The organism is Acidovorax sp. (genome assembly GCF_034519795.1).
Lineage (GTDB): Bacteria > Pseudomonadota > Gammaproteobacteria > Burkholderiales > Burkholderiaceae_C > Acidovorax.
Window position 1 is genome coordinate 1 of record NZ_JAXHOB010000030.1, and the last position, 13,365, is coordinate 13,365.

A 13,365-nucleotide genomic window follows, 5' to 3' on the forward strand; every position below is an offset into this window, starting at 1 on the left:
CAGTTGCAGGCCGATGGCCGGCGCGTCATCGCCCTGTCGCGCGATGCGCGGCAGGCGCAAGCCCTGCTCGGCCAAGGCGTGTGGGTGGTGGAGCATCTGGACCAGATCCCCAGCGAGACGCGCATCCATGCCGTGGTCCACCTTGCAGGCGCGCGGGTCGTGGGCCGGCCCTGGTCGGCGGCGCGGCGGCGTGTGTTGCTGGACAGCCGCGTGCAGGTGGGGGCGGCCCTGGTGCAACTGATGCAGCGGCTGCACCAGGTGCCCGAGGTGCTGGTCAGCGCATCGGCGGTGGGTTACTACGGTGCGGCCAACAACCTGGCAGGACCAGCGCTGGCCGAAGATGGGCCGCCGCGGCCCGGAGAATTCCAGTCCGAACTTTGCGTAGCCATCGAGCACGAGGCCCGGCGCGCCGAGGCCCTGGGGGTGCGCGTGGTACGGCTGCGCCTGGGCGTGGTGCTGGGCCGGGGCGATGGGGCCTACCCCATGCTGGCCCTGGCGGCCCGGTTGGGCATGGGCTCCGTGCTCGGCTCCGGCCGGCAACCGGCCCCGTGGATCCACCTCGCCGATGCGCTGGGTCTGATCCGCTTTGCCCTCACGCACCCGGCGCTGCAGGGTGCCGTCAACGCCGTGGCGCCGGACACCCCATCGCAGGAGGGCTTCAGCCGCGCCCTCGCGCAGTCCTTCGGCCGCAGGGTCTACCTGCGCATGCCCGGCGCGCCGCTGCGCTGGCTCATGGGCGAAATGGCCACGCTGCTGCTGGACGGGCAGAACCTGGTGCCCCGGGCCGCGCTGCAGGCTGGCTACCGCTACGAGCACCCGACCCTGGCCGGGGCGCTGCGCGACCTGGCCGTTTGAAGGCGAACTCAGAGGTTGGGAATTTTTTGGCCGCGTCCGAAGTGCGCGCCACAACGCCTCGGATCTAGGCGCAAAGCACAGCCATAGCTCGGGCTATGGCGAGCATTTGCTTTCGACGAGCCGGGGTGTTTTGGCGTGCAAGGCGGGCGTGGACGAAAGATTCTCAGCCTCTCAGGCGCGGGCTGCGCGGGCGCGGCCGCGCTGGTTCGACACCACCACGTTGTCCTTGGCCAGGGCCTGGCCATCGCGCACGGCCGCCACCCAGCCCTCGGTGCTGGCCACCGCTGCGAAATTGCTCTGGAAGACGACGCTGAAGACCCGGTGGATCTCCTCGGCGCTGGCGTAGCCGGCCGCGTTCTCGTAAGGCAGTGCGCCCGTGGCGTCGGACAGGAACTCCACCGCCAGCCCGCGGTGCATGGCCTCGAAGACGGTGGACGCATCGCAGTTGTGCGTCATGTAGCCGGTGACACTGAGCGTATCGATGCCGTTATCGGCGATCCATTGCGCCAGGTCGGTGCCCGTGAATGCGCTGGGCGTGGCCTTGGTGACCAGGTGGTCGCGGTGGCGGCACGCCACCTCGGGGTGCAGTTGGCCGTTGTGCGCATCGGCCTGGAACACCGGCGCGCCCTTGGGGGCGTGGTGCTGCACCACCACCACCTTGATCCCGGCGGCATGCGCGGCATCCATGGCGCGCAGGACGTTGGGCAGGCTTTGCGCCACGGGCGGGTACTCGATGGGCAGCAGGCCACCTTCGAAGTACTCGTTCTGGACATCGATGACGATCAGGGCGCGGCGGGGTGCGGTGGACATGGTCGGTGTTTCCATTGGGGTTGCGATGGAGTGGATCTTAGGCAGCGGCGCGCTTTGCCGATAGCGGCCCGAACGCCAATCATCGATAGAATCGGGCCATGATCGCCCCCCAGCCCGAAACTGTCGCCGTGCTCGCCTTCGACGGCATCAGCCCCTTCCACCTGTCGGTGCCCTGCCTGGTCTTCGGCGAGGACCGCGACGAGGACCGCAGCCACCGCTTCGCGCTCTCGGTCTGCGCCGCAACGCCCGGCGCACTGCGCACCAACGCGGGCTTTGCGATCCACGTCGCGCACGGGCTCGAGATACTGCGCCGGGCGCAGATCATCGTCGTGCCCTCGTGGTTCGACGACACGCGCGCGGCACCGCCGGAGCTGCTGGACGCGCTGCGCCGCGCGCACCGCCGCGGCGCCACCATCGTCGGCCTGTGCCTGGGGGCCTTCGTGCTGGCCGAGGCGGGTTTGCTCGAAGGCCGCACGGCCACGACCCACTGGTACCTGGCCGGGCGCTTTGCCGAGCGCTACCCCCACGTGGTGCTGCAGCCCGAGGTGCTGTACGTGGACCACGGCGATGTGCTCACATCCGCCGGCACGGCCGCCGGCATCGACTGCTGCCTGCACCTGCTGCGCGTGCGCCACGGTGCGGACGCGGCCAACCGCGCAGCCCGCCGCATGGTCGTGGCCCCGCACCGCCAGGGCGGCCAGGCGCAGTACATCGAGACCCCCGTGCGCGCCGCGCCCGAGCGCGACCGCCTGGGCCCCGTGGTCGACTGGATGCTGCAGAACCTGCAGCAGCCGCACGACCTGGATGCCCTGGCCCAGCGCGCCCTCATGAGCCGCCGGAGCTTCACGCGCAACTTCCGCGAGGCCATGGGCACCACCGTGGGCCAGTGGCTGATGCACCAGCGCCTGGCACTGGCCCAGCGCCTGCTGGAGACCACCGAGGAATCCATCGACGCGGTGGCCGACCAGGCGGGCTTCGGCACCCCGGCCTCGCTGCGCCAGCATTTCGCAGCGGCGCTCAGGGTTTCGCCGCTGGCCTACCGCAGGCAGTTCCGCACGACCTGAGAGGCTGAGAGTCTTTCGTCCATGCCCGCCTTGCACGCCAAAACACCCCGGATCGTCGAAAGCAAATGCTCGCCATAGCCCGAGCTATGGCTGTGCTTTGCGCCTAGATCCAGTGCGTTTTGACGCGCCATTCGGATACGGCCAAAAACTCCCAGCCTCTGAGGCCGCACGCTTCACCATGCGCTATGCGAGCGCCTGGGGAGCTTGAGGCTCAGGACCACGGACACCAGGATGATGGCACCCATGATCGCCAGCGACCAGTGCGTGGGCATGTGGAACCAGGGCGTGGCCAGCATCTTGCCGCCGATGCAGACCAGCACCAGCGCCAGCCCGTACTTGAGCAGGTGAAAGCGCTCGGCCATGTCGGCCAGCAGGAAGTACAGGGCTCTGAGGCCCATCACGGCGAAGATGTTGGAGGTGAAGACGATGAACGGATCGGTGGTCACGGCGAAGATGGCCGGGATGCTGTCCACCGCGAAGACCAGGTCGCTGGCCTCGATCATCACCAGCACCAGGAACATCGGCGTGGCATGGCGCACCCCGCCGATGCGCACGAAGAAGGCCTGGCCGTGAAACCCCGGCGTGATGCGCATGTGGCCGCGCAGCCAGCGCAGCAAGGCGTTGTTGTCCAGGTCGGGCCTGTGCTCGGCCAGCACCAGCATCTTGATGCCGGTGACCACGAGGAACAGGCCGAAGACGTAGAGCACCCAGGTGAACTCCGACACCAGCCACACGCCCCCCAGGACCATGGCTGCGCGCATGGCGATCGCGCCCAGCACGCCGTACAGCAGCACGCGGCGCTGCAGCTCTGGCGGCACGGCGAAGTAGCCGAAGATCATCACGAACACGAACATGTTGTCCACCGACAGGGCCTGCTCGATCAGGTAGCCGGTGAAGAACTCCAGCGCCTTGCGGTTGGCGACCTCGCGACCGGCCACGCCGTCCAGGTACCACCACAGCAGCGCGCCGAAGCTGCTGGCCAGGGCCACCCAGGCGGAGGCCCAGCCTGCCGCCTCCCGGGAGGACACGCGGTGGGCCTTGTTGCCGCCGAGCACGAACAGGTCCAGGGCCAGCATGGCCAGCACGAAGGCGATGAAGCCGGCCCACATCGGGCCGGTGGCCAGGGATTCGATGCCGACGCTGCCGCTGTTCATCGCCAGGTCTCGCAGGGGGTGCGGGGGTGCCTCGCCGGTCTGGATGCGGGTGCATGCCAGGCCGGCAGCGCTGCTGCCTCAGCTGGCGGCCATCCACAGCACGAGGATGCCCGCGCCCACGCCCGCCGGGATGCCGAAGCGCTCCAGCTTCGACGCGGGCTCGCCGGCGATCACCTCCACGGGCACGCTGGTGCGCTCGATCACCTGGTTGGTGATCGAGTTCTCGACCATGCGCACCAGCGAGCTCTTGCGCGCCGTGCTCATGACGATGCAGTCGCAGCCGAGTCGGCGCGCAGCCTCCACGATGCAGTCGGCCTTGTCGCCGACCTCGATGTGCACGGTGTAGGGGATGCCGGCGCCGTCCAGCGCCTGGCGCACCGGCGCCAGCGCCCGCTCGGCCTGCTCCTGGTGGAACTCCGTGCGGTCGCTCTTGCTGCTGAAATCGCAGACATGCTGGGAGAACGGCGGCTGCACGTTGAGGACATGGATCGCCAGATCCCGGTTCTTCTCAAACTCGCCGATCACATGGCGCAGGCCATGCAGCGAGTTGGCGGAACCATCCGATGGAACAAGGACTCTCAACATGGCTGTCTCCTTCCGATTGGTCGGTGTGATGGCCCGCCCCAGCGCCACCGTGCGGCCTAGGGGCCGCCCCGCAGTCTGCGTGCCTGGCCCCACGATAGCCTTGCGGCAGCTTTGTGAAAGCAGAGAATTGGGAAGCGACAGTTCTGAAAAACCGGACAGTGCATGGGCCCCGAATTCAGCTACCGGCACCTCTACTACTTCTGGGTCGTCGCCAAGGAAGGGGGCGTTGCGCGCGCCGCCGAACGCCTGGGCATGGCCGTGCAGACCGTGAGCACGCAGGTGCGCGAGCTCGAACGCGCACTCGGCTACGCCCTGCTCAAGCCCGCGGGGCGCGGGGTGGCGCTCACCGACGCGGGCCTGGCCGCCATGCGCCAGGCCGAGCAGATCTTCCAGCTCGGCGAGCAGTTGCCGGCCGCCGTGCGCGACGCGGCGGGCGCCCCCACGGTGCGCCTGGTGGTGGGCATCTCCGATCAGTTGCCCAAGCTCGCGGTGCGCAGCCTGATGCAGCCGGTGATGCAGGCGCCGCACCTCAAGCTGCTGTGCCTGGTGGACGAGTTCGAGGACCTGCTCGGCGACCTGGCGCTGCACCGGCTCGACGTGGTGCTGGCCGACCGCCCCGCGCCGCCCAACCCCAGCCTCAAGGTCTACAGCCACCCGCTCACCTCCTCGGCCCTTGCCTGGTATGCGCCGCCCGCGCTGTATGCCGCGGCCCGGCGCGGCTTTCCGCAGTCCCTGGCCCAGGTGCCCGTGCTGCTGCCCACCCCCCATGCCGCCGTGCGCACCCGGCTCGACCAGTGGTTTGACCGCATGGCCATCCGGCCGAACCTGACCGGGGAATTCGAGGACAGTGCACTGCTCAAGACCTTCGGCGCCGCGGGCATGGGCGTGTTCCCGATGGCCGGCCTGGTGGACGACGACCTGACGGCGCACTACGGCGTGCGGCGGGTGGGCGCCTGCGAGGGCGTGGAGGAGCACTTCTTTGCGATGGCAGCGCACAGGAAGGTGCTGCACCCGCTGGTGGAGCGGTTGCTGCCGACCAGCCGTTAACGGACCGCCCTGCTCAGGGGCGGTTTGCGCCTTGCCATGGCGCCAATCCATCGGTTGTATCGGTATCACCTGTTTGCGGGATAGCACACTATGATCGCGCGCAACAAAATGATTCAGGGAGGACTGTTTCCGATGCTGTCAAAGCCGATTCTGGTAGCGGCCGGGCTGTATGCCATGGCCATTCTCGCGAGCCTGAGCACCCTGGGGGGCGTGGGCGCATCCGGCGGCTATGCCGCAGGGCTGCTGCTCATCCCCATGCTCGTCTTGCTGCTGCCACCGATCCGCCAACGGATCCTGGCGCGCACCCCCCTCTTCCCTTCCCCCGGCTGGAGCGTGGGCATCGTGCTGGTGCTGATGTTCCTGCAGATGAGCAGCTTCGGCAGCGCTACCGAGGAAAAGCGGCTGCAGGACGAGGCCACGAAGCAGCAGGAGGCCTCTGCGCGCATTGCAGCGGTGAAGAAGGAGCGCGAGGCCGAGTACGCCGCCAACAAGTCGAAGATCATCGCCGAGGTGGAACGCCAGCTCGCGGCAGGCCAGGCGCGCGAAGCCCACGCCACCATCACCAAGTTCATGGGGGTGACGCGCGACCCCGACCTGGGGCGCCTGCAGTCGCGCGCCGAGGTGCAGGTGATGAAGCTGGAGCTGGAGAATGCGAACACCCTCTCCAACGACCGGCTGGTGCAGATCTACCGCACGCTGATCAAGGAAGAGCCCGGCAGCCGCCTGCTCTACCAGGGCAAGCTCGAGACGATAGAGACGCAGCAGGCAGCCGAGAAGAAGTTCCAGGAAGAGGTGGCGCGCTCCGCCGCCGTGAAGGCCAAGTACGAGGCCCAGTTCAGCCCGTGGAACGGCGCGCACCGCAACGTGGAGACGGCAGTCAAGGCGGCCATGCGCAACCCCAAGAGCTACGAGCATGTCGAAACCCGCTACAAGGTGACGGATGGGGGAATGACCGTGTTCACGAAATACCGTGGCACCAACGCCTTCAATGCCGTCGTCACCAACACCGCCGTCGCCACGGTGGATGCCGAGGGCACCGTGCTCAGCTTGAAGAACCAGTGACCCCGGAGGCCGCCGTACACCGGCGGCGCTAGGCCATGCCCACGGGGCTGCGCTCAATCGAAGTGAGGACTCACAACACGAGTGCGATTGTCGGTCCGGTGCCTCCACCATCGCCAGGGCCCATGGCGGCCCCAGGTCCAGGGCACCCTCACCACCCCGTAAAGCGGCGGGTGTCGCAATCCACGACATGCCCTTGGGCAGGACTCCTACATCCGACCCAAAGCAAGCCCCATAGACTGGTTTCCAGACAGGCGGGGCTGCGGGTACGCAACCCGGCAGGCGCAATCCCCCGGAAATCGCCCCCTGCAAACACCCAGGCCCGGCATGGGAACTTCGGCCTTAGCACTCACTCCAAGAGAGTGCTAATATCATGCCTTAGAGGAAAGGATTCCCGGAATGAACATTCAATCTGGAACCGCTGCGACGACTTTGGCGCCTGCCAACCCGTGGGCGCTGGTGCCCCCGCTTGGCAACCTGGACGCCTATATTTCGGCCGTCAACTGCCTGCCCCTGCTCACCCACGAGGAAGAGCAGACCTATGCACGCGCGCTCAAGGACAACAACGACCTGGACGCCGCCGGCCGGCTGGTGATGTCGCACCTGCGCCTGGTGGTTTCCATTTCGCGCCAGTACCTGGGCTATGGCCTGCCGCACGGCGACCTGATCCAGGAAGGCAATGTGGGCCTGATGAAGGCCGTCAAGCGCTTCGACCCCGACCAGGGCGTGCGCCTGGTGAGCTACGCCATGCACTGGATCAAGGCCGAGATCCACGAGTACATCCTCAAGAACTGGCGCATGGTCAAGGTGGCGACCACCAAGGCCCAGCGCAAGCTGTTCTTCAATCTGCGGTCCATGAAGCAGGGTTTCAAGGCCGACGCGGCCGCCGCCGATGCCGCCACGCACCGCGAGACGCTGTCGGACAGCGAGATCGATTCGGTCGCGCAGCAGCTGAACGTCAAGCGCGAGGAAGTCATCGAGATGGAAACCCGCATGTCGGGTGGCGACGTGCTGCTCGACCCGGCGCCCTCGGATGACGGCGAGCAGGCTTTCGGCCCGATTGCCTACCTGGCCGACGCCGCGCACGAACCCACGGCCATGATTGAGTCGCGCCAGCGCGACTACCTGGCCACCGATGGCATTGCCGCCGCACTGTCCGACCTGGACGAGCGCAGCCGCCGCATCGTGGAAGAGCGCTGGCTCAAGGTGAACGACGATGGTTCGGGCGGCATGACGCTGCACGAGCTGGCGGCCGTGTACGGCGTGAGCGCCGAGCGCATCCGCCAGATCGAGGTTGCCGCCATGAAGAAAATGAAGAAGGCGCTGGCGGAATACGCCTGAGCAGCGCCACGCTTTGGCACAGGGGCCGCGTTAACATCGCTGCTTCGCGGCTGAAGCTCCTCCACCAAAAGGGCCCCGTCGGGGCCCTTTTGCTTTGGCGTTGCAGCCGGTGCAGATAACTTTCAAGGAGATGCTCTTGTCACGCCCTGTTGTTCCCCGCCGTGCCACCCTGGCCCTCGCGCTCGCAGCCCTGTCCTCGCCCTGGGCCATCGCCCAACAGACCCCGCAGAAAGCGCCGGCCGCCAAACCCGCGGGCGCAGCGCCTGCCGCAGCGGCAGCCCCTCTGGCCTGGCCGACCAAGCCGGTGCGCATCATCGTCGGTTTTCCGGCCGGCTCCTCGCCCGACCTCACGGCGCGCACCATTGCCGAGCCCCTGTCCAAGGCGCTGGGCCAGCCGGTGATCGTGGAGAACAAGGTGGGTGCGGGCGGCAACATCGGCGCCGACGCCGTGGCCAAGGCGCGTGACGACCACACCATCGGCCTGATGATCAACGGCAACATGACCATCGCCAAGATGCTCAACCCCGCCGTGCCCTACGACCCCCTCAAGGACCTGGCGCCGCTGAGCCTGATCGGCACCTCGCCCCTGGTGCTGACGGCGCCCGTGAGCCAGCCGGGCGTGCCGGCGACGGCCGATGCGCGCGAATTCTTCGTGGCCGCACGCAACGGCGGCGACAAGTGGAGCTACGGCACCCCGGGCGTGGGCACGGTGGGCCACATCGGCACCGAGCTGCTCAAGTCGCGCAGCAACATCAACCCCGTGCACGTGCCCTACCCCGGCTACCCCCAGGTGGCCACGGCCATGCTCGGCGGCCAGCTGCAGATGGCCCTGATGCCCCCGGCCCTGGCCCAGGCCCAGGTCAAGGCTGGCAAGCTGCGCGCCATCGGCGTCACCTCCTCGGGCCGCAGCCCGCTGGTGCCCGACGTGCCCAGCCTGGCAGAGGCCGGCATCACCAACTTCAACCTGGAGATCTGGAACGCCTTTGCCGCACCCGCCACCATGCCCAAGCCCATCCAGGCCAAGGTGGCGGCCCTGGTCAGCGAGATCGCGCGCAGCCCCGAGGTGCGCAGCAAGCTGTTCCAGCAGGGCTGGCAGGTGGTGGGCACCTCGCCCGAAGGCCTGGCCAACCGCATCAAGGCGGACACCAACCTGCTGGGTGGGGTGATCGCGATGCGCGGCATCAAGGCCGAATAAGTCCACCCGCCCCCGAAGCCCTCCCCGCCTGCCAAGGCGACGGAGGGCTTTTTTGCGGGTGTGCTCAGGCGGCGCTCAGCAACGCGCGCACGTCCTCGGTCAGCGCCTGCGCCCCGCTGCCATAGCGGTTGTAGATGCGCAGGCGGCCGGCCGGGTCATAGACGTAGCTGCCGGCCGAGTGGTCCATGGTGTAGCTGGTGGGGGTCTTGCCTTCGACCTTCTTGTAGTAGATCTTGAAGTCCTTGGCCACGGCAGCCAGTTGCTCGGGGGTGCCGCGCAGCGCGAGGAAGCTCGGGTCGAAGTTGGCCATGTAGGCCTTGAGCACCTCGGGGGTGTCACGCTCGGGGTCGACGGTGACGAACAGGCCCTGCAGCCGATCACCGTCCTTGCCCAGGGCCTTCTTCACCTCGGCCAGCTCGGCCATGGCGGTGGGGCAGACGTCGGGGCACTGGGTGAAGCCGAAGAACACCACCACCACCTTGCCGGCAAAGTCCTTCATGCTGCGCGCCTGGCCGTTGTGGTCGGTCAGCGGCAGGTCGCGGGCGTAGTCGGCGCCGGTCACGTCCACGCCGCGGAACTGCAGTGCCTGCCCCTTCTTGTCGAAGCAGGCGGTGAGCAACGCGCCGCCGGCAAGTGCTGCGCTGCCCAGGGCGATGGCTTTCAAGGCGTTTCGTTTCTGCATGGTGTGGGGCTTCAGAGCACGTAGTGGTCCACCAGCAGTGCAGCGAACAGCACGCTCAGGTGGATGAGGGAAAAGCGGAAGGTCTTGCGCGCCAGCTCGTCGGAGTACTTGCGCCACAGCGCAAAGCCGTAGCCGCAGAAGCCCGCGGAGAGCAGCACGGCGGCGATCAGGTAGATCCACGAGCTCATGCCGTAGACGAAGGGCATGAGACAGCCGGCGAACAGGATCAGCGTGTAGAGAAACACCTGCAGCCGCGTGAATTCGTTGCCGTGCGTCACGGGCAGCATGGGCAGGCCGGACTTGCGGTAGTCCTCCACGCGGTACAGCGCCAGCGCCCAGAAGTGCGGCGGCGTCCACAAAAAGATGATGAGAAACAGGATGAGCGCCTCGGGGCCCACATCGCCGGTCATGGACGACCAGCCCAGCACCGGCGGCATGGCGCCCGAGGCGCCGCCGATCACGATGTTCTGCGGTGTCAGGGGCTTCAGGATCACGGTGTAGACGACCGCATAGCCGACGAAGGTGGCGAAGGTGAGCCACATGGTCAGCGGGTTGACGGCGAAGTACAGCAGGGCCGAGCCGGCGGCGCACAGCACGGCCGAGAACAGCAGGGTCTGCGTATTGGACAGCTCGCCCTTGGCAGTGGGGCGCCAGGCGGTGCGCTTCATCTTGGCGTCGATGCCCTGCTCCACGATGCAGTTGAAGGCGGCGGCGGCACCGGCCACCAGCCACACGCCCAGGCAGGCGATGGCCATGCGCCCGAACTGCGCGCCGGTGGGCAGGCCGGGCACGGCCAGGACCATGCCGATGAGCGCGCAGAACACGATGAGCTGCACCACGCGCGGCTTGGTCAGGGCATAGAACTGCGCCACACGCGATGGCGGCGAGACAACGGCGGCGGGGGCGACACTCATGCGGACACTCTTCTCGATGCGCGCGAAGGCGCTGGGTTTTCGTCTTCTTGCGGTGCGGTGGCCGCGCGGCTGGCTGCCAGCGCCCAGGTCAGCACCACCACCATGGCGGCAGCGCCGCCGGTGTGCAGCACGGCGGCCAGCAGCGGCCAGCCGAGCACCACGTTGGACAGGCCGGTGGCCAACTGTGCCAGCGCCAGCGCCAGCAGCCAGCGCGCCTGCACCGGCAGCACGGCAGCCTTGCGCAGGCGCCAGACCAGCGCCAGCAGCGCGGCCAGCACCAGGTAGGCCATCAGCCGGTGCACGTAGTGGATGGCCGTCAGGCCGGCAAAGCTGATGTGGCTGCCATCCTGCAGCAGGCCCAGTTGGCGCCAGACCTGGAAGCCCTGGGCAAAGTCCATGGCCGGCCACCAGCTGCCCTGGCAGGTGGGGAAGCTGGTGCATGCCAGCACGGCGTAGTTGGTGCTCACCCAGCCGCCCAGCACGATCTGCACGGCCACGAGCACAGTGGTCCACAGCAGGCCCTGGCGCAGCGCGGGGGCAATGCGCTCGGCCACCTTGCCCTGCGCCCAGTGGGCTTGTCGCACGGCCTGCACGCACAGCAGGGCCAGCAGCACCAGGCCGCCGATGAGGTGCAGCGTGACGATGGCCGGAAACAGCTTCATGGTGACCGTGAGCGCCCCGAACGCGCCCTGCAGGCACACCCAGAACAGCGTGAAGGTGGGCCACCAGGGGCTGATGGGTGGCTCGGCAACGCCCTGGCGCCTTGCCTGGCGGCGCTGCACCCAGGAGGACACGGTGATCACGATGATGAGCACGCCCACGCCCGTGGCCAGGTAGCGGTGCACCATCTCCACCCAGGCCTTGCCGTGGGTGACCGGGCCCGTGGGCATGGCGTCCTGCGCGGCCGCGATCTCGGCGCGCGCGCCCACGGGGCTGGCGCTGCCATAGCAGCCCGGCCAGTCGGGGCAGCCCAGGCCCGAGTCGGTGAGCCGCGTGAAGGCGCCGAACAGCACCAGGTCGAAGGTGAGGAACAGCGTGAGCACGGTGAGCGCCTGCAGCCGGCGCAGGGGCGTGCTGTTGCGGTTGCGCAGCCACACCCAGACCAGCGGGCCGAGCGCGATCAGCACGCCCAGCAGCATCAGCCGGGCCAGCGGCGCCAGATCGTACAGGGGCTGGGCGTCGCTCATGGCTTGGCGGGCCGGCCGGCCTCGTCCCACGAGGACGAAGCGCGCAGCAGGCGGTCGAGGTCGCGCTTGGCTTTGGCCGCGCCACTGCTGTCCATGGCGGCCGGAAAGCGCATCATCCAGTTGCCCATGGGGTCGACCACGTACAGGTGGTCCGGCAACGCCTGGCCCTGGGCCGGGGCCAGCCAGGCGGCCACGCCCTCGGGGGGCAGGCGCAGCACGGTGGCCTGCTGCAGGGCCGGGGCCAGCAGCGGCGGCGGCAGGGCGGCGTCGTTGACGAGCCAGACCCACTCCACGCGGTCCTTCTCGCGGCCCAGGGTTTCGCGCAGCTGGCGCTGCAGGTACAGGTGCTTCTGGCAGGGCTCGTTGCAGTCGCCGCCGGCCACGCTCACCAGCAGCCACTGGCCCTTGAGTGAGGCCAGGGATGCCGGCTTGCCGTCCAGCGCGGTACCCACCAGCTCGGGCATGGGGCGCTGGGGGTTGATGAGCTCGCCGTAGACGCGGCGGCCCTCGGGCCGGATCACGTAGTAGGTGAAGTACGAGGCGATCACCGGGGCGGCGCAGATCAGCAGCACGCCGAACATCTTGAGCCGGCCATGGCGCGTGCGCTGGCTGCTGGCGACGGCATCACCCGCCTCGGGCAGGCTGTGCACGGTGAGCCCCAGCGGGTGGGCCCCGCCGTTGCTGCGGTGCTGCTCAGGTGCCTGGCTGGCGGCGTGGGCGAATGAAGCGTCGGACGATTTGGAACCAGACATAGAGAAGTGCAATCAGGCCGCAGAGCCCGAACCATTGAAATGCGTAACCGTAGTGTTTGTCGACGCCCGCGCCGATGGCGGGCCAGTCGCGCGACAGCCCCTCACCGGCATCCCCGGTCTGCAGGACCGTGAGGGGCGCCAGCGCCAGGCCCGTCTCTGCCCCGAAGGCAGCCAGGTCGAGATTTTGCCGGATGCGGGAAGACCCCTTGGCACTATCGCCGCCCTCGAACTCGTACAAGCGCGAGGGCGGCAGCGCCACGCGGCCCGTGACCTGCACCGTGCCCTCGGCCGTCTGCACCGGCGGCAGCTGCATGCGGTCCTGGAAATTGCGCGGCGCCCAGCCGCGCTGCACCAGCACCACCGCCGCGGAATCGGCCAGTTGCAGGGGCGTGAGCACGAAGAAGCCGGGCCGGCCCTGCATCTGCCGGTTGTCCAGGTACACCGTGTGCTGGGGCAGCCACCGACCCTGCAGCGCGACGGAGCGGTGCACCAGCGCCTGCTGCGCATCGGGCGTGGCCGGGGCCAGCAGCGCGCGGCCGTCGATGGCCGGCTGGCGCATGCGCTCGTCGATGCGTGCCTGCAGCGCAAGCTTCTCGGCGGCGCGCGCGAGCTGCCAGCGCCCGAGCGAGGCCGTGGCCAGCATGCCGGCCAGGGCCGCGATCAGGATCAGCCAGAAAAGCGGGCCCAGGGCGCGTCGCGTGTTGGTCACAGGATAATGTG

At 68.6% G+C, this 13,365-nt stretch carries 14 protein-coding genes; 6 read left to right on the forward strand and 8 right to left on the reverse strand.

Features of this window, described 5'->3' with window-relative positions:
- Positions 1-855, forward strand: an 855-nt coding sequence (locus U5N23_RS28835; RefSeq protein ID WP_322596129.1) for a TIGR01777 family oxidoreductase, incomplete at its 5' end; no start/stop codon positions are given.
- A gap of 171 nt (positions 856-1,026) precedes the next feature.
- On the opposite strand, the gene U5N23_RS28840 is transcribed toward U5N23_RS28835, so the two are convergent.
- Complete coding sequence (locus tag U5N23_RS28840; RefSeq protein ID WP_322596130.1) at positions 1,027-1,665, reverse strand: cysteine hydrolase family protein; 639 nt, start codon at positions 1,663-1,665, stop codon at positions 1,027-1,029.
- Positions 1,666-1,763: 98 nt separating this feature from the next.
- Here U5N23_RS28840 and U5N23_RS28845 point away from each other — a divergent pair, with 98 nt between their 5' ends.
- Positions 1,764-2,729 carry a GlxA family transcriptional regulator gene (locus U5N23_RS28845; RefSeq protein ID WP_322596131.1) on the forward strand — a complete coding sequence of 322 codons (966 nt, stop codon included), beginning with the start codon at positions 1,764-1,766 and terminating at the stop codon, positions 2,727-2,729.
- Between the two features lie 173 nt (positions 2,730-2,902).
- Here the strand turns inward: U5N23_RS28845 and U5N23_RS28850 are convergent, their stop codons facing one another.
- Together U5N23_RS28850 and U5N23_RS28855 are read right to left on the reverse strand one after the other, a co-directional pair.
- Positions 2,903-3,883, reverse strand: coding sequence for a TerC family protein (locus U5N23_RS28850; RefSeq protein WP_322596132.1), 981 nt, complete (start codon positions 3,881-3,883; stop codon positions 2,903-2,905).
- Between the two features lie 78 nt (positions 3,884-3,961).
- Positions 3,962-4,468 (reverse strand): universal stress protein, encoded by a 507-nt coding sequence (locus U5N23_RS28855; RefSeq protein WP_322596133.1) that lies wholly within the window; start codon positions 4,466-4,468, stop codon positions 3,962-3,964.
- Between the two features lie 162 nt (positions 4,469-4,630).
- Here U5N23_RS28855 and U5N23_RS28860 point away from each other — a divergent pair, with 162 nt between their 5' ends.
- From U5N23_RS28860 to U5N23_RS28875, 4 genes are all read left to right on the forward strand, one after another.
- On the forward strand, positions 4,631-5,515 hold the full coding sequence (locus U5N23_RS28860) for a LysR family transcriptional regulator (protein WP_322596134.1): 885 nt from the start codon (positions 4,631-4,633) through the stop codon (positions 5,513-5,515).
- A gap of 132 nt (positions 5,516-5,647) precedes the next feature.
- Positions 5,648-6,577: a hypothetical protein gene (locus U5N23_RS28865; protein ID WP_322596135.1), complete on the forward strand. Its 930-nt coding sequence runs from the start codon at positions 5,648-5,650 to the stop codon at positions 6,575-6,577.
- 396 nt (positions 6,578-6,973) lie between these two features.
- Positions 6,974-7,915: an RNA polymerase sigma factor RpoH gene (rpoH, locus tag U5N23_RS28870; protein WP_322596136.1), complete on the forward strand. Its 942-nt coding sequence runs from the start codon at positions 6,974-6,976 to the stop codon at positions 7,913-7,915.
- A 130-nt stretch (positions 7,916-8,045) separates the two neighbouring features.
- Positions 8,046-9,110, forward strand: coding sequence for a tripartite tricarboxylate transporter substrate binding protein (locus U5N23_RS28875; protein WP_322596137.1), 1,065 nt, complete (start codon positions 8,046-8,048; stop codon positions 9,108-9,110).
- A 64-nt stretch (positions 9,111-9,174) separates the two neighbouring features.
- Here U5N23_RS28875 and U5N23_RS28880 read toward each other — a convergent pair whose 3' ends face one another.
- From U5N23_RS28880 to U5N23_RS28900, 5 genes are read right to left on the reverse strand one after another with little or no spacing between them, the layout of a single operon-like run.
- The gene (locus U5N23_RS28880) at positions 9,175-9,792 is read right to left on the reverse strand and encodes an SCO family protein (protein WP_322596138.1); all 618 of its coding nucleotides are present in this window, start codon (positions 9,790-9,792) and stop codon (positions 9,175-9,177) included.
- 11 nt (positions 9,793-9,803) lie between these two features.
- Positions 9,804-10,706, reverse strand: a complete 903-nt coding sequence (cyoE, locus tag U5N23_RS28885) for a heme o synthase (protein WP_322596139.1) — start codon at positions 10,704-10,706, stop codon at positions 9,804-9,806.
- A complete protein-coding gene (locus U5N23_RS28890) occupies positions 10,703-11,893 on the reverse strand; it encodes a COX15/CtaA family protein (protein ID WP_322596140.1) in 1,191 nt (396 codons plus the stop codon). The genes cyoE and U5N23_RS28890 overlap by 4 nt, the downstream gene beginning before the upstream one ends.
- Positions 11,890-12,645, reverse strand: coding sequence for a hypothetical protein (locus U5N23_RS28895; RefSeq protein WP_322596141.1), 756 nt, complete (start codon positions 12,643-12,645; stop codon positions 11,890-11,892). The genes U5N23_RS28890 and U5N23_RS28895 overlap by 4 nt, the downstream gene beginning before the upstream one ends.
- Positions 12,587-13,354 (reverse strand): SURF1 family protein, encoded by a 768-nt coding sequence (locus U5N23_RS28900; RefSeq protein ID WP_322596142.1) that lies wholly within the window; start codon positions 13,352-13,354, stop codon positions 12,587-12,589. Before U5N23_RS28900 ends, U5N23_RS28895 begins: the two co-directional genes overlap by 59 nt.
- Positions 13,355-13,365 lie beyond the last annotated feature (11 nt).

What these genes read in the sequence shown, in the direction of transcription:
- U5N23_RS28895 (WP_322596141.1), bottom strand. Translation starts at nt 12,645, where the DNA reads ATGTCTGGTTCCAAATCGTCCGACGCTTCATTCGCCCACGCCGCCAGC.
- cyoE (WP_322596139.1), bottom strand. Translation starts at nt 10,706, where the DNA reads ATGAGTGTCGCCCCCGCCGCCGTTGTCTCGCCGCCATCGCGTGTGGCG.
- U5N23_RS28850 (WP_322596132.1), bottom strand. Translation starts at nt 3,883, where the DNA reads ATGAACAGCGGCAGCGTCGGCATCGAATCCCTGGCCACCGGCCCGATG.
- U5N23_RS28860 (WP_322596134.1), top strand. Translation starts at nt 4,631, where the DNA reads ATGGGCCCCGAATTCAGCTACCGGCACCTCTACTACTTCTGGGTCGTC.
- U5N23_RS28875 (WP_322596137.1), top strand. Translation starts at nt 8,046, where the DNA reads ATGCTCTTGTCACGCCCTGTTGTTCCCCGCCGTGCCACCCTGGCCCTC.
- U5N23_RS28840 (WP_322596130.1), bottom strand. Translation starts at nt 1,665, where the DNA reads ATGTCCACCGCACCCCGCCGCGCCCTGATCGTCATCGATGTCCAGAAC.
- U5N23_RS28855 (WP_322596133.1), bottom strand. Translation starts at nt 4,468, where the DNA reads ATGTTGAGAGTCCTTGTTCCATCGGATGGTTCCGCCAACTCGCTGCAT.
- U5N23_RS28845 (WP_322596131.1), top strand. Translation starts at nt 1,764, where the DNA reads ATGATCGCCCCCCAGCCCGAAACTGTCGCCGTGCTCGCCTTCGACGGC.
- U5N23_RS28880 (WP_322596138.1), bottom strand. Translation starts at nt 9,792, where the DNA reads ATGCAGAAACGAAACGCCTTGAAAGCCATCGCCCTGGGCAGCGCAGCA.
- rpoH (WP_322596136.1), top strand. Translation starts at nt 6,974, where the DNA reads ATGAACATTCAATCTGGAACCGCTGCGACGACTTTGGCGCCTGCCAAC.
- U5N23_RS28865 (WP_322596135.1), top strand. Translation starts at nt 5,648, where the DNA reads ATGCTGTCAAAGCCGATTCTGGTAGCGGCCGGGCTGTATGCCATGGCC.
- U5N23_RS28890 (WP_322596140.1), bottom strand. Translation starts at nt 11,893, where the DNA reads ATGAGCGACGCCCAGCCCCTGTACGATCTGGCGCCGCTGGCCCGGCTG.